Annotated in this window: 18 protein-coding genes and 1 pseudogene; 8 read left to right on the forward strand and 11 right to left on the reverse strand. The window is 61.6% G+C overall.

Going from position 1 to position 20572, the window contains the following annotated elements:
- Window positions 1-93: 93 nt before the first annotated feature.
- The 8 genes from R1A29_RS25235 to R1A29_RS25270 all read right to left on the reverse strand — a co-directional run bounded on the left by R1A29_RS25235 (window position 94) and on the right by R1A29_RS25270 (window position 8178).
- Complete coding sequence (locus tag R1A29_RS25235; protein WP_085732950.1) at window positions 94-1104, reverse strand: septal ring lytic transglycosylase RlpA family protein; 1011 nt, start codon at window positions 1102-1104, stop codon at window positions 94-96.
- Window positions 1104-2114: a lytic murein transglycosylase B gene (gene mltB / locus R1A29_RS25240; protein WP_085712282.1), complete on the reverse strand. Its 1011-nt coding sequence runs from the start codon at window positions 2112-2114 to the stop codon at window positions 1104-1106. The genes R1A29_RS25235 and mltB overlap by 1 nt, the downstream gene beginning before the upstream one ends.
- A 17-nt stretch (window positions 2115-2131) precedes the next feature.
- Complete coding sequence (gene rodA, locus R1A29_RS25245) at window positions 2132-3235, reverse strand: rod shape-determining protein RodA (RefSeq protein WP_085712360.1); 1104 nt, start codon at window positions 3233-3235, stop codon at window positions 2132-2134.
- 31 nt (window positions 3236-3266) lie between these two features.
- Window positions 3267-5162, reverse strand: a complete 1896-nt coding sequence (gene mrdA, locus R1A29_RS25250) for a penicillin-binding protein 2 (RefSeq protein ID WP_438299880.1) — start codon at window positions 5160-5162, stop codon at window positions 3267-3269.
- A gap of 10 nt (window positions 5163-5172) precedes the next feature.
- On the reverse strand, window positions 5173-5640 hold the full coding sequence (rlmH, locus tag R1A29_RS25255; protein ID WP_011063671.1) for a 23S rRNA (pseudouridine(1915)-N(3))-methyltransferase RlmH: 468 nt from the start codon (window positions 5638-5640) through the stop codon (window positions 5173-5175).
- A 10-nt stretch (window positions 5641-5650) separates the two neighbouring features.
- On the reverse strand, window positions 5651-6145 hold the full coding sequence (rsfS, locus tag R1A29_RS25260; protein ID WP_085712284.1) for a ribosome silencing factor: 495 nt from the start codon (window positions 6143-6145) through the stop codon (window positions 5651-5653).
- A 70-nt stretch (window positions 6146-6215) separates the two neighbouring features.
- On the reverse strand, window positions 6216-6938 hold the full coding sequence (nadD, locus tag R1A29_RS25265) for a nicotinate-nucleotide adenylyltransferase (protein ID WP_085712285.1): 723 nt from the start codon (window positions 6936-6938) through the stop codon (window positions 6216-6218).
- The gene (locus R1A29_RS25270; protein ID WP_438299881.1) at window positions 6907-8178 is read right to left on the reverse strand and encodes a glutamate-5-semialdehyde dehydrogenase; all 1272 of its coding nucleotides are present in this window, start codon (window positions 8176-8178) and stop codon (window positions 6907-6909) included. Before R1A29_RS25270 ends, nadD begins: the two co-directional genes overlap by 32 nt.
- A 177-nt stretch (window positions 8179-8355) precedes the next feature.
- On the opposite strand from R1A29_RS25270, the gene R1A29_RS25275 reads away from it, so the two are divergent.
- The 5 genes and pseudogenes from R1A29_RS25275 (at window position 8356) to R1A29_RS25295 (ending at window position 15678) form a co-directional block, all read left to right on the forward strand.
- Window positions 8356-9051: a DNA-3-methyladenine glycosylase gene (locus R1A29_RS25275; protein ID WP_438299882.1), complete on the forward strand. Its 696-nt coding sequence runs from the start codon at window positions 8356-8358 to the stop codon at window positions 9049-9051.
- A gap of 54 nt (window positions 9052-9105) precedes the next feature.
- Window positions 9106-10421, forward strand: a pseudogene (locus tag R1A29_RS25280) (bifunctional DedA family/phosphatase PAP2 family protein).
- 139 nt (window positions 10422-10560) lie between these two features.
- Complete coding sequence (locus R1A29_RS25285) at window positions 10561-13233, forward strand: calcium-binding protein (protein ID WP_438299883.1); 2673 nt, start codon at window positions 10561-10563, stop codon at window positions 13231-13233.
- On the forward strand, window positions 13230-14003 hold the full coding sequence (locus R1A29_RS25290; protein WP_438299884.1) for a TcdA/TcdB pore-forming domain-containing protein: 774 nt from the start codon (window positions 13230-13232) through the stop codon (window positions 14001-14003). The genes R1A29_RS25285 and R1A29_RS25290 overlap by 4 nt, the downstream gene beginning before the upstream one ends.
- Window positions 14004-14247: 244 nt before the next feature.
- Window positions 14248-15678 carry a hypothetical protein gene (locus R1A29_RS25295; protein WP_438299885.1) on the forward strand — a complete coding sequence of 477 codons (1431 nt, stop codon included), beginning with the start codon at window positions 14248-14250 and terminating at the stop codon, window positions 15676-15678.
- Window positions 15679-15684: 6 nt separating this feature from the next.
- Here R1A29_RS25295 and R1A29_RS25300 read toward each other — a convergent pair whose 3' ends face one another.
- The 3 genes from R1A29_RS25300 to R1A29_RS25310 are packed head-to-tail and all read right to left on the reverse strand — an operon-like array spanning window position 15685 to window position 17364.
- Window positions 15685-16275, reverse strand: coding sequence for an LON peptidase substrate-binding domain-containing protein (locus R1A29_RS25300; protein WP_260521145.1), 591 nt, complete (start codon window positions 16273-16275; stop codon window positions 15685-15687).
- 10 nt (window positions 16276-16285) lie between these two features.
- Window positions 16286-17002, reverse strand: a complete 717-nt coding sequence (locus R1A29_RS25305) for an LrgB family protein (protein ID WP_085712292.1) — start codon at window positions 17000-17002, stop codon at window positions 16286-16288.
- A complete protein-coding gene (locus tag R1A29_RS25310; protein WP_039771873.1) occupies window positions 17002-17364 on the reverse strand; it encodes a CidA/LrgA family protein in 363 nt (120 codons plus the stop codon). Before R1A29_RS25310 ends, R1A29_RS25305 begins: the two co-directional genes overlap by 1 nt.
- Window positions 17365-17557: 193 nt before the next feature.
- Between R1A29_RS25310 and R1A29_RS25315 the strand changes: the two genes are divergently transcribed.
- The 3 genes from R1A29_RS25315 to R1A29_RS25325 all read left to right on the forward strand — a co-directional run bounded on the left by R1A29_RS25315 (window position 17558) and on the right by R1A29_RS25325 (window position 20520).
- On the forward strand, window positions 17558-18013 hold the full coding sequence (locus R1A29_RS25315) for a MaoC family dehydratase (protein WP_007909575.1): 456 nt from the start codon (window positions 17558-17560) through the stop codon (window positions 18011-18013).
- 110 nt (window positions 18014-18123) lie between these two features.
- A complete protein-coding gene (locus R1A29_RS25320) occupies window positions 18124-19851 on the forward strand; it encodes a C13 family peptidase (protein ID WP_438299886.1) in 1728 nt (575 codons plus the stop codon).
- A gap of 27 nt (window positions 19852-19878) precedes the next feature.
- Window positions 19879-20520 (forward strand): oxidoreductase, encoded by a 642-nt coding sequence (locus tag R1A29_RS25325; protein WP_085712294.1) that lies wholly within the window; start codon window positions 19879-19881, stop codon window positions 20518-20520.
- Window positions 20521-20572 lie beyond the last annotated feature (52 nt).

Raw genomic sequence — 20572 nt, forward strand, 5'->3', positions numbered from 1 at the left:
TCACCCTTTGCCGGGCTTTTGTTCTTCGACGAGCCAACAACCTGATTCACCCCCCAATCGCTGGTGAACCGTCAATCAAGTGCTACGTATTACTTACTCGGTGACCACACTTGGCGAACCAAGATTGGCCAGGCGCACGCTATTCTGTACCTGGGCAATTTCACCCGGCGAACCGATCGGTCCCAGGCGTACCCGGTGCAGGGTCTGCTGATTGCGCACGATCGAGCTGATGAACACCGGAGCGCTCACCATCCCGCTGAGCTTCGACCTCAGGAGTTCTGCAGCGTCCGGGTTGGCGAACGCGCCCACCTGCAGATACTGGCCAGACGCTGGTGCAGAAGCGTTTTTTTTTGCGCCGATCTGTACAGGTACAGTGTCGGAGGCGTGCTGTTGCGGCGGTGGAGTCCACTGCTCGATGGTACCGGCCGAAGCCGTGATCACCGGCGCAGTATTCTGCGCGACTTGCGGCTCGTTGAGCATCAGAGGCGCCGGACGGCCCTTGGCGGCCCACCATTGTTGCGGGTCGATACCCTCGACCTTGACTCGCGCGGTGCCGATTTCGGCATAACCGAGCTTTTTCGCGGCGGCGTAGGACAAGTCGATGATCCGGTCCGAATAGAACGGCCCACGGTCGTTGACCCGCAGGATCACGCTCTTGTTGTTGTCCAGGTTGGTCACCCGAACGTAACTTGGCAGCGGTAAGGTCTTGTGGGCGGCACTCATGCCGTACAGGTCATAGACCTCGCCATTGGCGGTGTTCTGACCGTGGAACTTGGTGCCGTACCAGGACGCGGTGCCCGAGGCCACGTAGGTCTTGGATTCCTGCAACGGGAAGTAGGTCTTGCCCAGCACGGTATAGGGGTTGGCCTTGTACGGGCCGGTGTGCAGGGTCGGCGTGGCATCCGGAATGCGCGACACATCGACGTCCCACCATGGCGCGCCGTCCTTGTGGGCCCGGTTGATGTCCAGACCCGGTTGGGCACGAACGGTGTTCGAGGCGTATTTCTGGGTCGGCGCCCGGCTGGTCGAGCAACTGGCGACCAGCACCGCCAACGCAGCGAATGCCACCAGCTTCAGGGGTTTGTTGATAGGCAATGCCTGCATTACTTGACGCCCCGTGCTTTTACCAGCTCTTCAGACAGTTGATGTACAGCCATGGCGTACATCACGCTGCGGTTATAACGCGTGATCGCGTAGAAATTCTTCAGGCCCATCCAGTATTCCGGGCCATTGTCGCCTTCCAGGCGAAATGCAGTAACCGGCATATCATCGCGCAGCGCATCATGACTTGACCAGCCCAGCGCTCGCAACTCCCCGACGGTTTTCGTCGGTTCGATGCCGGTGGTCAGGCCTTCATCCACCTGCTCGCCGCGCACATCGGCACGACTGACCACCGGCTCGCCGGCCACCCAGCCGTGACGCTTGAAGTAGCTGGCGACGCTGCCGATCGCATCATCCGGGTTGTTCCAGATATTGATGTGGCCGTCACCGTCGAAATCCACCGCATAGGCGCGAAAACTGCTCGGCATGAACTGCGGCAGGCCCATCGCCCCGGCGTAGGACCCCTTGAGGGTCAGCGGGTCGACCTGTTCTTCGCGCGCCAACAGCAGGAACTCACGCAGTTCCTTGCGGAAAAATTCGGCACGGGGAGGATAGTCGAAACCCAGCGTGGACAAGGCATCGATCACCCGGTAATTACCGGTATTACGTCCGAAAAAGGTCTCGACGCCGATGATCGACACGATCACCTGCGCCGGAACGCCGTATTCCTGCTCGGCGCGGGCCAGTACCGCCTCGTGCTGGCGCCAGAAGTCCACACCCCGGGCGATGCGCGCGTCGGTGATGAACATCGGCCGGTATTCTTTCCACTGCTTGACCCGTTCGGCGGGTTTGGAAATCGCGTCGAGAATCGCCTGCTTGCGCTGGGCCTCGCGGAACACCGCCATCAGTTGCTCGCCGGCGAAACCGTAGTCGCGGGTCATTTCACCGACGAATTCGGCCACCTGGGGCGAGCCTTCGTAATCGCCGGCCAGCGCTTCCTGCGCGCTGCCAAGGATGCCTACCAGGCCGAGCCACGGTGCGTATCGTGTCGCCCAGTCACGCATTACTTGCATTGAACTCTTCACCTTATTCAAACCTGTGCGATCCACTTGCGATGCGTATGGATCGACATCAAAACCCCAAACGCTGACAGCAGCGTCACCAGCGAAGTTCCGCCGTAGCTAATGAACGGCAACGGCACCCCCACCACCGGCAACAGGCCACTGACCATACCGATGTTGACGAAAACATAAACAAAAAACGTCATGGTCAAGGCGCCGGCGAGCAATTTGCCAAACAGCGTCTGCGCCTGGGCGGTAATCACCAGGCCGCGACCGATCAGCAGCAGATAGATCAGCAGCAGCGCGCAAATGCCCACCAGGCCGAACTCTTCGCCCAGCACCGCAATAATGAAGTCGGTATGGCTTTCCGGCAGGAAGTCCAGGTGCGATTGGGTGCCCAGCAGCCAGCCCTTGCCGAACACGCCGCCGGAACCGATGGCGGCCTTCGACTGAATGATGTTCCAGCCCGTGCCCAGCGGATCGCTTTCCGGGTCAAGGAAGGTCAGGATTCGTTGCTTCTGGTAGTCGTGCATGATGAAGAACCACATGGCGATCGCCACGGGCACGGCGGCGGCCAGCACGCTGAGGATCCAGCGCCAGCGCAACCCGCCCATGAACAGCACGAACGCACCGCCGGCCAGAATCAGCAGCGACGTGCCCAGATCCGGCTGCCGCACGATCAGAATGAACGGCACGCCGATCAGCATCAGGCTGATCCCCACATGCTTGAGCTGCGGCGGCAGCGTGCGCTTGGACAGGTACCAGGCGATGGTCGCCGGCATCAGGATCTTCATGAATTCCGATGGCTGGAAGCGGATCACCCCGGGGATGTTGATCCAGCGGGTCGCGCCCATGGCGTTGTGGCCCATGATGTCCACCACCATCAGCAGCACCACCCCGACCACATAACCGAGCGGCACCCAGCGGGCCATGAACCTCGGCTCGAACTGGGCGATGACGATCATCGACACCAGACCGATGCCGAACGACGTGGCCTGTTTGGCCAGCAGGTCCCAGCTCTTGCCGCTGGCCGAATACAGCACGAACAGGCTGCCGGCGGCGAGGATCAGCAGCAGGACCAGCAAGGGTCCGTCGATATGCAGGCGTTGCAACAGCGTCGCGCGGCGACGCATCACATCCTCGCTGGAGAGCATGCGATCGAAATTATTCTTCACGGGCCGTAGCCTCCGCACTGATTGGGCTGGCGTATTCGGCCTTCAAGCGTCCGTCCTGATCCAGCAGCCAGGCGTCCATCACCTGACGCACCACGGGCGCGGCGACGCCGGAACCGGACTCACCGTTCTCGACCATCACCGACACCACGATTTTCGGGTTGTCGGCCGGCGCGAAACCGACGAACAGGGCGTGGTCGCGGTGGCGCTCCTGCACTTTGGAACGGTCGTATTTCTCGCCCTGCTTGATCGCCACCACCTGGGCCGTACCGGACTTGCCGGCTATCCGGTATTGCGCACCGACCGAGGCCTTGCGCGCCGTACCCCGGGCACCGTGCATCACCTGTTGCATGCCGTGGTTGACCTTGGTCCAGTCCGACGGATCGCGCAGGACGATGTCCGGCATCGGGTTTTCATCCTTGGGCTTCTCGCCCTCGATGGTCTTGGCCAGGTGCGGACGGTTCCACACACCCTTGTTGGCCACCAGCGCGGTGGCCTGGGCCAGCTGCAGCGGCGTCGATTGCATATAGCCCTGGCCGATCCCGAGAATCAGGGTCTCGCCCGGGAACCAGGCCTGTTTGCGGGTGGCACGTTTCCATTCGCGGGACGGCATCAGGCCCGGAGACTCTTCGAACATGTCCAGCGAGACCTTCTGGCCGATGCCGAACTTGTTCATGTAGGCCGACAACCGGTCGATGCCGAGCTTGTGCGCCAGGTCATAGAAGTAGGTGTCGTTGGACCGCATGATCGCCGTGTCGAGGTCGACGAAGCCGTCCCCGGTGCGGTTCCAGTTGCGGTATTTGTGATCGTAGTTGGGCAGCATGTAGTAACCGGGGTCGAACACCCGGCTCGACGCCGTCACCACGCCCGCGTCCAGACCGGCAATCGCCACCGCCGGCTTGATCGTCGAGCCCGGCGGGTACAGACCGCGCAACACGCGGTTGAACAGCGGCCGGTCGATGGAATCGCGCAGCTCGGCGTAAGCCTTGAAGCTGATGCCGGTGACGAACAGGTTCGGGTCGAAGCTCGGCTGGCTGACCATCGCCAGCACTTCACCGGTGCTCGGGTCCAGCGCCACCACAGCACCGCGGCGCCCGCCCAGCGCGGCTTCGGCGGCTTCCTGCAATTTGATGTCGAGGCTCAGGACGATGTCCTTGCCCGGCACCGGATCGGTACGCTTGAGTACCCGCAGCACACGGCCCCGGGCGTTGGTCTCGACCTCTTCGTAACCCACCTGCCCGTGCAGCTCGGCTTCGTAGAAGCGCTCGATGCCGGTCTTGCCGATATGGTGAGTGCCGCTGTAGTTGACCGGATCGAGGGTCTTCAGCTCTTTCTCGTTGATCCGCCCCATGTACCCCACCGAATGCGCAAAATGCGCGCCCTGCGGGTAGTGACGCACCAATTGCGCGACCACCTCCACGCCCGGCAGGCGGAACTGATTCACCGCAATCCGGGCAATCTGCTCTTCGGTCAGCTCGAACAGGATCGGCACCGGCTCGAACGGCCGACGCCCCTGACGCATGCGTTTCTCGAAGATCACCCGGTCTTCCGGCGTCAGCTCCAGCACTTCGACAATCACGTCGAGCACTTGCTGCCAATCGCCGGAGCGCTCGCGGGTCATGCTCAGGCTGAAGCTCGGACGGTTGTCCGCCACCACCACGCCGTTACGGTCGAAGATCAGCCCACGGGTCGGCGGAATCGGCTGGACATGCACCCGATTGTTTTCCGACAGGGTCGAGTGATATTCGTACTGGATGACCTGCAGGAAATACAGCCGGGCAATCAGCACGCCGATCAGCACGACAATCGCAATGGCCCCGAACACGACGCGGCTACGCACCAGGCGGGCGTCTTTTTCGTGGTCCTTGATGCGGATCGGCTGGGACATGAGGGCAGGATTACTTGTGGTAAGGGTGGCCGGACAGCACGGTCCAGGCACGATACAACTGCTCGCCGATGAGGATGCGCACCAACGGATGCGGCAGCGTCAACGGCGACAACGACCAGCGCTGATCCGCGCGGGCACAGACTTCCGGCGCCAGCCCTTCCGGGCCGCCGACCATGAAATTGACCGTGCGCGAGTCCAGCCGCCAACGGTCGAGTTCGACCGCCAGCTGCTCGGTGCTCCAGGGCTTGCCGTGCACTTCAAGGGTGACGATCCGCTCGTTGTGCCCGACCTTGGCCAGCATGGCTTCGCCTTCCTGACGGATGAAGCGGGCCACGTCGGCATTCTTGCCACGGGTATTGAGCGGAATTTCCACCAGTTCCAGCGCCAGCTCGGACGGAAGACGCTTGGCATATTCATGCCAGCCTTCTTCCACCCACTTGGGCATGCGTGAACCGACGGCGATCAGTCGCAGTCGCACAGCGCGTCCCTTACAGCTGGTCTTTGTTGAGCTTGGTGAAGTGCTCGTGGGTGTTTTCCGGGCTGTGGTGCTTGGCGTCTGCCGCACGGCTTTGCTCGGCACCGGCCCACAGGCGCTCCAGGTCGTAGAACTGACGGGCCGAGGCGGTCATCATGTGCACGATCACCAGGTCCAGGTCCAGCAGCACCCAGTCGCTGTCGCCCTTGCCTTCTTCGCCCAGTGGCTTGGCGCCCTGCTTTTTCACTTCTTCGCGAACCTTGTCCAGCATCGCGTTGATCTGACGGTTGGACGTACCGGTGGCGATGATCATGTAGTCAGTGATGCTCTGCTTGTCGCGCACATCGATGATCTGGATATCCTGGGCCTTGACGTCTTCCAGGGCAGCCACGGCCACCTTGACCAGCTCGTCGCCTTTCAGCGGCTCGTTGGTGTTGGCGACTTCCGGCAGCGGAGCGCTCTTGAACGTGCCTTTGCGCTTTACTTTGGTTTGGTCTTTGTCAGTCATATAAAACTCGTTTTGCTCATGTATTCGGCGGCTCGTTCCACGATGATCGTGTTACTCGAGCACGCCTTGTTCAGTTCGACGCACGGTACAGACCGTGCGCATCGATGTAGGCCAGGACCGCGTCGGGCACCAGGAAACGTACCGACTTACCGCTGGCCAGCAGTTGACGGATCTGGGTGGCGGAGACCGCGAGCGGTGTCTGCCAGACGAATGCAATCTGTCCGCTCGGCCCTTTCAGGGCCAGCGGGTCGCTCACCGAACGCGCTGCCAGCAGGTTGCGCAAGGCATCCGGCGGTTCGCTGTCGGCGTCCGGGCGCTGTAGCACCAGGATGTGGCAATGCTGGAGCAACTCCTCCCAGCGGTGCCAAGTGGGCAGGCCGCAAAATGCGTCCCAGCCCAAAAGCAGAAAAACCTGGGTCTCGGCGGCCAGTTCAGCACGCAGCGACTCCAGGGTATCGATGGTCCAGGACGGTTTGTCCCGCTGCAACTCGCGGGCGTCCACCACCAGCGGCGGCACTCCGGCCACCGCACATTCAACCATTGCCAGCCGATCCTGCGCCGACACCTGCGGGGTATCGCGATGCGGCGGCCGGGCACTGGGCATCATGCGCAGCTCATCGAGCGCCAGCGCATCGGCGACTTCCAGCGCGCCGCGCAAATGGCCGACATGCACCGGATCGAAGGTTCCGCCCAGGACGCCGATGCGTCTGGGGCGAGACTTCCTGCCGGATTTCGGCGCTTTCGGGTCGAGGTCGGACAAGTCAGACCGTCGCCTGGCCGCGCAACTGGCCATCACCGACCACGACGTATTTCTCGCAGGTCAGTCCTTCGAGGCCCACCGGGCCACGGGCGTGCAGCTTATCAGTAGAAATGCCGATCTCGGCACCCAATCCGTATTCGAATCCATCGGCGAAGCAGGTCGGGGTGTTGATCATCACCGATGCCGAGTCGACTTCGGCCACGAACTGCCGGGTGTCGGCGAGGTTTTCGCTGACGATCGAATCGGTGTGGTGAGAGCCGAAATGGTTGATGTGCTCGATGGCCTGGTCCAGGCCGTCGACCACGCGGATCGACAGGATCGGCGCCAGATACTCGGTGCTCCAGTCTTCTTCAGTCGCCGCTACCGCCTCGATGATCGCCCGGGTGCGCTCGCAACCACGCAGCTCGACGCCTTTTTCGCGGAACTGTCTGGCCATCGACGGCAGGAAATCCTTCGCAACACTTTGATCGACCAGCAGCGTCTCCATCGCGCCGCAGATGCCATAACGGTAGGTCTTGGCATTGAAGGCGATGCGCTGGGCCTTCGGCAGGTCGGCGTGTTCGCTGACATAGACGTGACAGATGCCGTCCAGATGCTTGATCACCGGCACCCGGGCGTCACGGCTGATGCGCTCGATCAGGCCACGACCACCGCGCGGCACGATCACATCGACGTACTCGGGCATGGTGATCAGGGCACCGACGGCGGCGCGGTCAGTGGTTTCCACCACTTGCACCACAGCAGCCGGCAATTCGGCTTCGGCCAGGCCGCGCTGGATGCAGGCGGCAATCGCACGGTTGGAATGAATCGCCTCGGATCCGCCACGCAGGATGGTCGCGTTACCGGACTTCAGGCACAGGCTGGCGGCGTCGATGGTCACGTTCGGACGGGATTCGTAGATGATCCCGATCACGCCCAGCGGCACGCGCATCTTGCCGACCTGAATGCCCGACGGACGGAAGCTCATGTCGCGGATCGCACCGACCGGGTCCGGCAAGGCTGCCACCTGGCGCAGACCGACGATCATTCCGTCGATGCGGGCCGGGGTCAGTTCCAGGCGTTCCAGCAGTGCAGGCTCCAGACCGTTGGCGCGGCCGGCGGCCAGATCCAGTTCATTGGCTGCCGCAAGCTCGGCGCGGGCGGCGTCCAGAGCATTGGCGGCAGCCAGCAGGGCGCGGTTTTTCTGCGCGGTGCTGGCACGGCCGATGACCCGGGAAGCTTCGCGGGCGGCGCGACCCAATCGGGTCATGTAGTCAAGAACGGACTCAGTCATGGTCTGCTGGGGTCTTGGCAAAGAGGAAAGCGGCAGATTATAGCTGTCGCGTCCCGGGACTAACAGCGGTGACGGGCGGATGGTCGAAATGGACGGCGATTTGCCGATGTTCAGCCGTAATTAAGGCTCGGATTGTTATCATCACGACCTCTTTCGCCTGGATAAACACCGTTTGCCATGTCCAACCTGACCGTTCGCGCCCGTGCCGAGCGCCTGCCGCTGGGCCTTCCGGACGCTTTTTTCGATCGTGACGCCCAGGTCCTGGCCCGCGATCTGCTGGGCAAAGTCATCCGTCACCGGGTCGGCGACCTGTGGCTCAGCGCCCGGATCATCGAAACCGAAGCGTATTACTGCGAAGAAAAGGGCAGTCACGCATCCCTCGGCTACACGGAAAAGCGTAAGGCTTTGTTTCTGGATGGCGGCCACATCTATATGTACTACGCCCGTGGCGGCGATTCGCTGAACTTCAGCGCGCAGGGCCCCGGCAATGCGGTGCTGATCAAATCGGCCTATCCATGGGTCGACGAGATCAGCGGCCCAGCCAGTCTCGCGCAAATGCTGCTGAACAATCCCGATGCTCAGGGCCGCCCGCGCCCATCGCAAAAGCTTTGCGCCGGGCAGACCCTGCTGTGCAAGGCATTGGGTTTGAAGGTCCCGGTCTGGGATGCCAAGCGCTTCGACCACGAAATCCTGCTGGTGGAAGACACCGGCCCCGCGCCGGGCCACATCATCCAGACCACCCGCCTGGGCATCCCCCATGGGCGCGACGAGCACTTGATGTATCGCTTCGTCGATGCGGCCTACGCCCAGTGGTCCACCCGGAACCCGCTGCGTCGGGGTCAGGTCGAAGGACGCGATTACTTTCTGCTGTGAATTTCCCCTCTGCGCTACGCCGACCAGGGACATCAATGAAATGGAGTGTGTTGTATGGGCCCATGGCTCGATAGCGTGACCGGGTGGCTGGCCGCCAACCCGCAGTGGCTGGCTGCTGCGGTGTTCGTCGTGGCCTTTGTCGAATGCCTGGCGATTGCCGGGATCATCGTTCCCGGAACGGTGTTGCTGTTTGCCGTGGCGGCACTTGCCGGCAGCGGTGCGCTGTCACTGAGCGAGACGCTGTTGCTGGGCTTTCTCGGCGGGATTCTCGGCGACCTGGTGTCGTATTTCCTCGGCCGCCACTTCCATCAGAACATCCGCCGCCTGCCGGGACTGCGTCAACACCCTGAATGGATGAACGGGGCAGAAACCTATTTCCAGCGCTATGGCATCGCCAGTCTGCTGGTCGGGCGTTTCATCGGTCCGCTGAGGCCGATGCTTCCGATGGTCGCCGGGATGTGCGACATGCCTTTCCCGCGCTTCGTTGCCGTCAGCCTGCTGGCGGCGGCTGGCTGGAGCATCGCCTACCTGCTGCCGGGCTGGGCCACCGGGGCGGCGATTCGTCTGCCATTGCCGGAAGGTTTCTGGCTGCAGGCCGGTATTGTCGCCGCCAGCATTGCGGTGATGGTCGGCCTGAGCGCCAACAGCAGCCTGCGCCGTCACCGCCGGGCGACGATCTGGATCAGCAGCATGAGCCTGTTGATCCTGATCGCGCTGTTCATCGGTTACCCCTACCTGACCGCGCTCGATCAGGGTGTCATGACCCTCGTGCAGGAACACCGTAGCGCAGTGTTAGACGAAGTTGCGGTGGTCTTCACCCTGATCGGCGAATTCCGCAACATGCTGCTGTTCAGCATTTTGCTGACCGGCCTGTTGCTGCTGTGCCGCCAGTGGCGTCAGGCGATCTTCGCCGGCAGTACGCTGCTCGTCACCGCACTGGCCAACACCGGGACCAAACTGTTTTTCGCCCGGGTACGCCCGGAAGTGCTGACCGACCCGATCACCAGTTACAGCATGCCCAGCGGTCATGCGTCCGGATCGTTCGCGCTGTTCCTGACACTCGCCGTGCTGGCCGGACGCGGGCAGCCGCCAAGACTGCGCCTGACCTGGCTGTTGATCGGCTGCATTCCGGCACTGGCGATTGCGCTGTCACGGGTGTATCTGGGAGCACACTGGCCGACGGATGTCCTGGCCGGTGCGATGCTCGCCGCCTGTGTCTGCGCAGCGAGCCTGTGGCTGATTCAGCGCCGAGCCCCCTTGATCCGATGCCGCAGAAAGTCTGGTGGCTGGTGCTGCCGGCGCTGGTCGCCCTGTTCGGTTTCTTTGTACTGCGGCATCTGCCACATACCTTGTTGCGATATGCCTACTGAGCCCGCGCTCAACGCTCATCGGCGCCCTCGATGTCGATGAGCGTGATCAAACATTTGGCAAAGCAAATGCTCATGAACAAGTCCGTGCCCCATGCCACATTCCGGCAGCAGCACCACAAACGGACTTGTGAAAAGAGCCATGACTTTGACCAATCAACTGAACCCTGCTTCACGGACTGACCGACCGTCAGCTCCGATCAAAATATCCGACCTGAACATCCCCCCGGAACCGCCCCTTCAGACCTCGGGCCAAAAACCCGGGCTTGCGGATCTCGACACCCTGTTCGGCCCTCTGCGCATCGGAGAATTCAGTGTCAGCCGCCAGACGCTCCAGGCCTTGGGCGGTCGAATCGATGGGGAAACCCTATCGGCGTCCAACACCTACTTTTCCGAACCTGACCAGGCGTTCCTCGATGCACTGGAATTCGATACGGCCCAGATCGAACAGCGCATGAGGTCCGTTCCCTCACCGGAAAACGCTCAGATCCCGCCCCTGCTGTACGAAATCGTCACTCAGCGCTCCCCCGACGCCCCACCGCTCATGCGAGAGAAATCCACGGGTGAATTCGCTGAGGCCATGAACAAGATCAACCACCTGCTGAACGCCACCCAACGCCTGGACATTCGTCGAGACCCGTTGCCCGAACACTTGCCAGACTGGGTCGATAAAACCAAAAGCCGCGGGATGGCCAGCATGGGCGTCGGGATGCAGGCTTACGGACTCTACAGCGCCTACATCGGCGCCATCGACGCGCTGAAGAAAGGTGACACGGCTGAAGCGCTGATCAACGTTGGCGGAGGTCTCTCGGAAATCACTTCATTGGGGGTCGAGTACGCCCTGAGCAAGACCGGCGAGCAGATGATCCGCCAGGGCTCCATGACCTTCGAACAATTCGGCAAGACCTCCATGGGCAAGTGGCTGTGTCGCGGAGCCGGGTTGATTGCCAGTGTGCTGACGTTGCCCTTCGATATCTATACCGCCATCAAATCCTTCAACGATGCAGCCAAGGCCCAGGGCAAGGAAGCGCAGGATCTGTACGTCACCGGCGGACTGAGCGTATTCAGTGGCGCGCTGTCCCTGGCCCTTGGCTGCGCAGCACTGGCGGGATTCCAGGCGGCGGGCCCGGTGGGTATCGCTGCCGCCGCAATCATGATTGTCGGGGCGAAAATCTATGGTGCCGTCCGGGCGGTCGACGACATTGACGACTACATCGAACTGACCGTGAACGAACGCTGGCGTGCTGGCTGGTTCGCATTCACCGGTCAGGATCAGGACAAGACGCTGATGGATCGCTACCTGATTGCCAAGACTACCGCCGACTATGCCAAAGCCTTGAAGACCCGCAGCCTCGCCTGGCTCGACAATGAATTCAAGGAGAGCGTCGACGTGATCATCAATGGCCGGTTCGAGGTCCGGCTGCAGCCCACTCGTATCTATTACTACGAGTGGGCCAAGGGCAAGTCGCCGTACAAGACCGAAAACCTGCCGGTCATCGTTGACACCGATGACGTCTACGACGCGAGGGATGGCCTGCCGACGTCGGACTCCATTCTTTCCAAAGCCACGAGCGATTCGACCAAGGGTGTGTTCTGGAGTCTCGGCGGCGGCCAGGACGTTGTGCAGGGCGCGCAGAATAAAGCCAACTTCTTCAGCTATGGCACCGGCAGTAAAGTGCTGCATGGCGGCGACAAGGGTGACTCCTTTATTTTTCAGTCGGCCTCCGAAGCGCTTTCATGCGACCCGATCAAGGTGAGCGAGTTGTCGGGAGGAGACGGTATCGATCTGTTATGGCTGCAAGGCACGCACAGGCATCTGGATCACCTTCCCGACCCGCCGCGTCACCTCGGCTATGACATCGACCTGAAAAACGGCGCGCTGTCGTTGCGACCCGCGGACCCGAAACTCGAGCCGGTGCTGCACTCGACGCTCAGATCCATCGAAAAGGTCGAGACGCTCGCCGGCGCGGTCAATCGCGTGACCGGCTCCGATCAGGCGGACATCATCGCCGCCAACGGCAACGACCGCGTCGAAGCCGGTGCCGGGGATGACCAGATTTCCGTGCGCGGCCTGCATGTCACGGTCAATGGCGGCCCCGGCAGCGATACCTATCAGCTCGATCCGATGAGTCGCCACGTTTCCATCACCGAAGATGGCCAGGAGCCCAGCAAGGTCTATCTGGGCGTACCGCTCGAAGCCATCCAGCGCTGGTACATCCACAATGACGCACTTGTAATCGAGTCTCTGCGCGACGACGACGACAGGCGCTCGCCAGGACGGAAGCTGGTGCTCGAAGCGGTGTACCGGACCGTCGATGGCAAGCGCTCCTTGCGCAATGACAAATGGACGTTCGTCACCCAGGACGGTTATCACCTGCAACCGCAATGGCCTGCCGAAATCACGGACCCGAACGATCTGTCGGTGAGTGTCGGCGTTCTGACTGCCGGTATCGCCAAGGCTTCCCCGGTACCGGTCAATGACCATCCGTTCAGTCTTTCGGACAAGACCCACTCGCACTACTTCGTTTCCCGCGATGTCCATCACACCATCCTGGAAGCCAGGCAGAACGACAGGTCCTCCCGTAGCACCCTTTATGTCGATCGTGACAGCACGGAAATCGACGAGGTCCGGGCCATCTATACCGTTAAAAAAACGAACTCCGATGCGTTCACGTTTCTCGGCTACTCGAATGTTCACTTCACCATCACGTTCAGGCAGGAAGCGGGTTGCTTTCATTGCATGGTGCAGTTGAAGAACATCCAGGCAAGAAAAGCGATATGGGCGCGGGAATCATGGCTTCCGGCTGGCGGATGAATCATCCCTTGACCCTGGTGATGCGTGACGGCATTTCCTACGCCCTCGACTTCCCTCGCAACAACTATTTCGAGGATGCAAAAAGTAGCGGCTACACCATGATCCAGAGCCGCGCCTCATTGCACGAACGACCAGGCAAATACATTTTCGTCCGGCCCTCCATCGAAAGGCGCACCTTGAAGGCAACGCCGCAACGGGTCGACTTTCATGCTGCCGAACACCATGCGACCTACTGGCTGGAAGGACGATCCTCGACTTACGAGCTGTTTCCCGCCAGCCACCTTTCCATTCGACTGTCCACCGCCGAGGCCGACGCCAGCATTTCGGGGTCATCCACCTGGCATGTTCACACCCGGCACCTGCAGGAACAGATCACTTCGCGCGACCTTGCCATCAAGGACAACCTGCTGAAGGTCGGCAGCATCCGGATTCATCTGCCGGACAGCAATGACCCGGCGTTGCCACTGGAAACTGTCGACGTGGTGGTCTCGTCGGGGAACCGTTACCGGATCAACGCCCTGTTCGAGGTGATCGGCCTTTACGTCGTGGATGCCCGTGCCTATTCATCGGTTCAGATGATCGCTCAGGACATCGCTGACCATCAACAACGCGACGAACTCGAGACCCGTCACGTGCAGGTTCACAATATTCGTCTGCGCGATGGGGCTCCCGGCCGGATCTTCTACAACACCGACACCCGTGCCTGGAGTTCGGAAAGTGCGCCGTCCCGCTCGATCCCGGTCGAACACCTGATCATCGTCAAGGAATGACACCATGCGACCCAAACCACCCGCACCGCACGGTCCTTACAGGCCAGACACGACTGTCGACCCGCTCGCTCAACCACCCCGGTTACGACCACTGCCTTCACAGCCGCCGCAATATCAAGCACCCGATCCGTTCACTTCACGCGTTCAAAATCCGGGGCATACCCCGCCACCCGCCGGTACATCCGAACCGCCTCGTGTACAGATATCGGACTTGCCAGCGGTGCTCGGTCAGACAGCCACAGGCTTGAACGGCTACCTGCTGAACCCCGGACTGTTGCGTAACATGCAACCGGCCAACGAAAAAGGCTTGCGTTACATCGTCGGGCGCCAGTTCGTCGACGTGAAAGGGGTCGGCACGGTGTACGTGGAGTTCGATGACAGCCTGGGCACTTACCGTGCAATGGATCTTTACCGGAAACTCGCGCCCGGCCCGGCCCTCTACCGAAATACCGCTGAGACAACGTGGAGCCTGTCGAGGCCGCTGAAACGGCCACACTCGACGGACACTGACGGCGCAGCGGTTGTATCGAGCAAACAACGTTCGCCCGAACCGCTACCGATACTATTGAAGGCCGCCACCACCGAGTTGTTGAACGAGCACTTCAAGCGGCTGTATCCACAAATGACCCACGGTGAACGCGTCGTGCTGTTGCGCTCCTACAATCTCTCCCCCCGCCAGCACGTTCGACTACGCGACGACCTGATTGCCAATCCGTTGATAATTCCCCGCTGGGCGGACAGCCACAAGCTTCGCTCAATGGACGTAAACGATCCGACCCGCTTCGATGCGCTCCACCAGGAAATCGAACCGTTGCTCCTGCCATTGCGCAACGGCAAGCTGCTGCACCACGGTCTTGGCGACTTCGATGAGAGTGTCAGCAGAGAGTTTCTCGAGGCCTTTCTTGCGAAGCTGGGTTATTTGCGCAACAGCAGCGATTGCCTGTACCGCACCGACATTCCCGGTCTGTTCAGGGGCGATGAGCGCACGCCTTTCGAGTTCTATAACGACGGCCGGATGCTGCCGCGCCTGAAACATCCTCGAGGCGCGACAACGGAGAAACCCGTCAGCGCCACGGTCAGCCTCAAACTGGTCAGGGGATACGCCGGCCGCGGCACCGAGTCCCCCGATCCGGAGTACCTGCGCTACAACAACCAGAGAAACAAATACCCCGGCAGAAAACCCGGCGAGCCGGATGTCGAGTCGGGCGAATCGGACAACGACTGGTCCGATGTATCCGACGTGGAACTGGACGCCGAGCGCAACTACGAAACGATCCGCCACAATCAGCAGTTTGTATTTGCCTACGTCATCGACACGCGAAAGCTGGAAGTGGTCCTCAGGGAGGAGAACCAGCTCCTCAATGACGCAGCCACCCGCAAAGGTGCGTGGTTTCCCGACGATGAACTCGAAGCACTGATATCGACCTCGAAGCGGGGCATCGATTCGCAGCGCCTGTGGCTGCTCGACTCAACGTTCACTCGCGCAGCGAAGGTCGATGACATTGGCGAGCAGACACAATTCGGCGACTCCATTGAAGAGCGCACCCACAGTGGTGCGTTCAACCGGCATGAGTATGACGCCCTGATCGACAAGGCGGCCCTGGCAGGCAAGCCGATATTGATACTGGATCAGGGCAAGGAATGGTTCGCCAACGACATCGTCTGGCCCGAATAAGCCGCTTCAGGCGAACAGCTCGCCCTGCAACTCGTCGAGCAGCGCCTGGATCGCATCCAGTCGCTGCTGCGGGTCGTCGAGTTGCAGCAGGTCGATCTTGTCCTCTTCGGCGAACGGCAACAGGTACGCCAACTGATTGGCCAGCGACTGCTGCCCTGCCGCCTCGATGCCCATGTTCAGCGCCTCGACCATCGGGTGTTCCGCGAGAGCCTTGAGCAGGGCCACCAGATCGGCGTCTTCGTCCTGCAAGGGTTGCTCGGGTTCCTCGTCCAGCCACTCGACCTCGGCGACGATCAGTTGATCGCGTTGCACTTCGGTTCGCTGCACGAGAAAGCGGCGCCCGCCCTGCACCCGGATGCCCAGCAATCCGTTGTCCTGCTGCTGGAAATCAGTGATCCGCGCTTCGCAACCGACCATGGCGAAACCTTCGGGGGCGGCGCCGACTTCATGGCCTTCGAGAATGCACACCACGCCAAAACCGCCGCCCTGTTTCATGCAGCGGCCGATCATGTCCAGGTAGCGTGCCTCGAAGATCTGCAAATCCAGATTGCAGCCGGGAAACAGCACCGTGTTCAGCGGAAAAAGCGGCAGACTCATAGACATTTCCTTACACCACCATCGACACCGCCAACGGCAGGAACACCGCCGTGGCCACGCCCATCAGACTCATCGCCAGTGCCGCGAAGGCGCCGCACTCGTCACTTTCCTGCAACGCCACCGACGTACCGACCGCATGCGCCGTCATGCCCAGCGCCATGCCGCGCGCCTCCGGGCTGTGCACACCGAGGCGGGTCAGCAGCGCCGGGCCGAAGATCGCGCCGATCACCCCGGTGATCAACACGAACACCGCCGCCAGCGCCGCGACGCCACCGATCTGCTCGGCCACCAGCATGGCGATCGGCGAAGTCACCGACTTCGGTGCCATGGTCATCAGGATCATGTGATCGGCACCGAACCACCAGCCCAGCGCCACGCCCATGCCCGTGGCGACCACCCCGCCTATCACCAGCGTAGTAAAAATCGGCCAGAACAATTGGCGGATGCGCCGCAGATTCAAATACAGCGGCACTGCCAGCGCGACGGTCGCCGGGCCCAGCAGAATGCTGAGGATCTCGGTGCTCTTGCGGTACTCGACGTAAGTCAGGCCGCAGCCGACCAGCACGCCGATCACCAGCAACATCGAGACCAGCACCGGTTGCAGGAATATCCAGCGGGTTTTCTCGAACGCCGCCAGCACCAGTTGATAGGCGCCCAGGGTGATGCCAATGCCGAACAGCGGATGGTGAATCACCGACGCCCAGGCGCCGTGCCAGTCGAACAGCATCAGGATTCCTCCGAATGCGGCGCGTGACGCTTGACCAGCCGTTGCATCAGCACGCCGGCGAAGGCCATGGACAGAATCAGCGAAACCACCAGCGCACCGACGATGGCCCAGAAATCCGCGGCAATCGCCGTGGCGTAAACCATCACACCCACCGCCGGCGGCACCAGCAACAACGGCAAATAGCGCAACAGACTGCCGGCGGCGAGGTTCAGCGGCTCGCCCACTTCACCGCGCACGATCAGGAACGCCAGCAACAGCAAAAGGCCGATGATCGGCCCCGGCAGCACCGGCAACAGCAAGTGATTGAGGGCCGTGCCGAGCAATTGAAACAGCACCAGCATGGTCAGGCCGCGTAGCAACATCCGTCATCTCCGTCCGACATCCCGCCAAGCACGGGCCCGGCATTATAAGCACGCCTGCGCTATGGATCGGCATTCGCCAAAAGCATGGTCGGTTGACCTGAGCAAATCGCCATGATGATCTACAGTGGTTCGCAGGGCGGTCAAATCCACCACCTGAAAAACTATAAAACCGATGAACCCAAGGAGAGTCTCAATGCCCTATGTTCCAGTTGCAGAGCTCAAAGATTATGTCGGCAAGGAACTCGGACGTTCCGAATGGCTCACCATCGATCAGGAGCGCATCAACCTGTTCGCCGAAGCCACCGGGGATTATCAGTTCATCCATGTCGACCCGGTCAAAGCCGCGCAAACGCCATTTGGCAGCACCATTGCACACGGTTTCCTGTCGTTGTCACTGATCCCCAAACTGATGGAAGACATCCTGATCCTGCCGCAAGGCGTGAAGATGGTGGTCAACTACGGCCTGGACAGCGTGCGTTTCATCCAGCCGGTCAAGGTCAATTCCAAGGTCCGGCTCAAGGTCGACCTCGGTGAAGTGACCGAGAAGAAACCCGGCCAGTGGCTGCTCAAGGCCACCGCCACCCTGGAGATCGAAGGCTCGGACAAACCGGCCTACATCGCCGAACCGCTGTCACTCTGCTTCGTCTGAGTGCCGGGATGCGAAACGGCTCACGCGGTTTCGCATCCACTCCTCCCTGCCGGCTGTATAAGGTCACATAGCTACGGCATACTCGGTCGCCTAATTGCCCGGATCCCGCTATGCGCCAACTTGCTGCTCTTGCACCGCTTGCCCTGACCCTGATGCTCACCGCTTGCGGCGACGGCGAATCGCTGTTGCCCCCGGATGCACGCCTGCCCGATGGCGGACGCTATCGTGGCGAGCTGGTCAACGGCCTGCTGCAAGGCCAGGGCCGGGTCGACTACCCGAACGGCAGCTGGTACGCGGGCGAGTTCGACAAGGGCCAGTGGCACGGTCAGGGCGAATGGCACGGCAGCAATGGCGAGGTCTATCGCGGCAACTTCCAGCAAGGCCTGTTCGACGGCCAGGGCACGCTGACCACCCACGGCGGCAGCTACACCGGCGGCTTCAAACTGGGCCGGCGCGAAGGCGAAGGCACCCTCAAGGAAAACGCGATGACCTATCGCGGCGAATTCAAGGACGACCAGTATTCCGGCCTCGGTCGTCTGGAACTGGACGACGGCAGCTCCTATCAGGGCCAGTTCGCCCACGGCAAACCCAACGGTGAAGGCCAGCGCGGCGACGCCAGCGGCAATCAATTCAGCGGCCACTTCATCAATGGCCAGCTCGAAGGCAACGGCACCTTCAACAGCGCCGACGGCGACATCTATGTCGGCGGCTTCAAGAACAATCAACTGCAGGGCAAGGGCCGCTACGAAAATGCCGACGGCGACGTCTGGCTCGGCCAGTTCAAGGAAGGCGCACTGACCGGCAAGGGCGAACTGATCGGCGCCGACGGCAGCCATTACATCGGCTACTTCAACGACTGGCGCTTCAGTGGCCAGGGCCGGCTGAATCTGTCTGATGGCAGTTTCTACATCGGCGGCTTCGACAGCGACAGCTACTCGGGACGCGGCACCCTGGTGCTGACCGACGGCACCGTGCTCAGCGGCACCTGGATCAACGGTCAGCGCGTGCGCGATGCCGATGGGAAATTGCTGCCCGACACCCTCGAGCTCGGCCTGCTGGCTCAGGGCCGCCTGCTCGACGAAGCGCTGGCCAATGTGCCGGCCTCGACCCCGGCGGTGGAGCTGTACACCCTGACCCTCGGCGGCGACGGCAAGCAAAGCGTGTTCCTGCGCGAATCCGACTACGTGGCCAACATGCTCGCCAGCCGTTTCGGTGCCTATGGCCAGATTCGCCTGGTCAATCACCGCGACCACCTCGGTGACCGGCCGATGGCCACCCGTGAAAACCTGCGGCGCGCCGCCCTGACCCTGGCCGAACGTACCGGCCCGGAAGACCTGGTGTTCATCTATCTGACCAGCCACGGCACCGCCGAACACGAACTGGTCCTCGACCAGCCGCGCATGGAACTGGCCGACCTGCCCGCCGACGAGCTTGCCGCTGTGCTTGCACCGTTGAAGAACCGCGACAAGATCATTGTCATCTCCTCGTGCTATTCCGGTGGTTTCATTCCGGCGTTGAAGGACGAGCGCACACTGATCATGACCGCCTCCCGCGCCGACCGCGTATCGTTCGGCTGTTCCGAAGAGGCCAATTTCACCTATTTCGGCGATGCCCTGTTTGCACAGGCACTGAACCAGACCGACGATCTGGAGCAAGCCTTCAAACTGGCCAAGGCCACCGTTGCCGAGCGCGAGCTGGCGGACAACTTCGAAGCCTCCGAACCGCAGATCTGGGCACCGAAAACCGTACTCGCACATTGGCAACTGCTGCGTAAACAACAAGCGAGAAAAGCGTTGCAAAGTGCTGCGTTGAACGACGGAGCGACAAACAGCAACTAAGCTGAACAGTATCAAGGGAGAGACACTATGTACTTGACGCCTCAGCATGTCTTGCTTGCCGGCGCCACCGGGCTGACCGGTGAGCACCTGCTCGACCGTTTGCTCAATGAGCCGACGATCACCCGTGTCCTGGCCCCTTCACGCCGGCCACTGGCCGAACATCCACATCTGGAAAACCCGGTCGGCGATCCACAGACCTTCCTGCCGCAACTGGCCGGCCGTGTCGATATCGCCTACTGCTGCCTCGGCACCACCATCAAGCAGGCCGGCTCCGAAGAGGCGTTCCGCGCCGTGGATCTGGACATGGTGGTTGCGTTCGCCAAACGCGCCCGGGAAATGGGTGCACGGCACCTGATCGTGATCAGTGCCCTGGGGGCCGATCGCCGCTCCTCGATTTTCTACAACCGGGTCAAAGGGGAGATGGAGCATGCATTGCGCGCGCAGGACTGGCCGCAATTGACCATCTGCCGACCTTCGCTGCTGCTGGGTGACCGCAGCGAGCCACGCCTGGGCGAACAGCTTGCCGCACCGTTCTCGAAACTGATTCCCGGCAAGTACCGGGGCATCGAAGCCTGCCAGCTGGCCCGGGCCATGTGGCGCCTGGCATTGGAGGAGCAGGACGGGGTGAGGATCGTCGAGTCGGACGAGTTGAGAAAACTTGGCAAGTGAGTTCCCCCATCCAGCAGTTCAACACGGCCCCCGGAATGCCATTTTCCAATGA

Source organism: Pseudomonas sp. NMS19W (genome assembly GCF_051554255.1).
Classification (GTDB): Bacteria; Pseudomonadota; Gammaproteobacteria; order Pseudomonadales; family Pseudomonadaceae; genus Aquipseudomonas; species Aquipseudomonas kribbensis.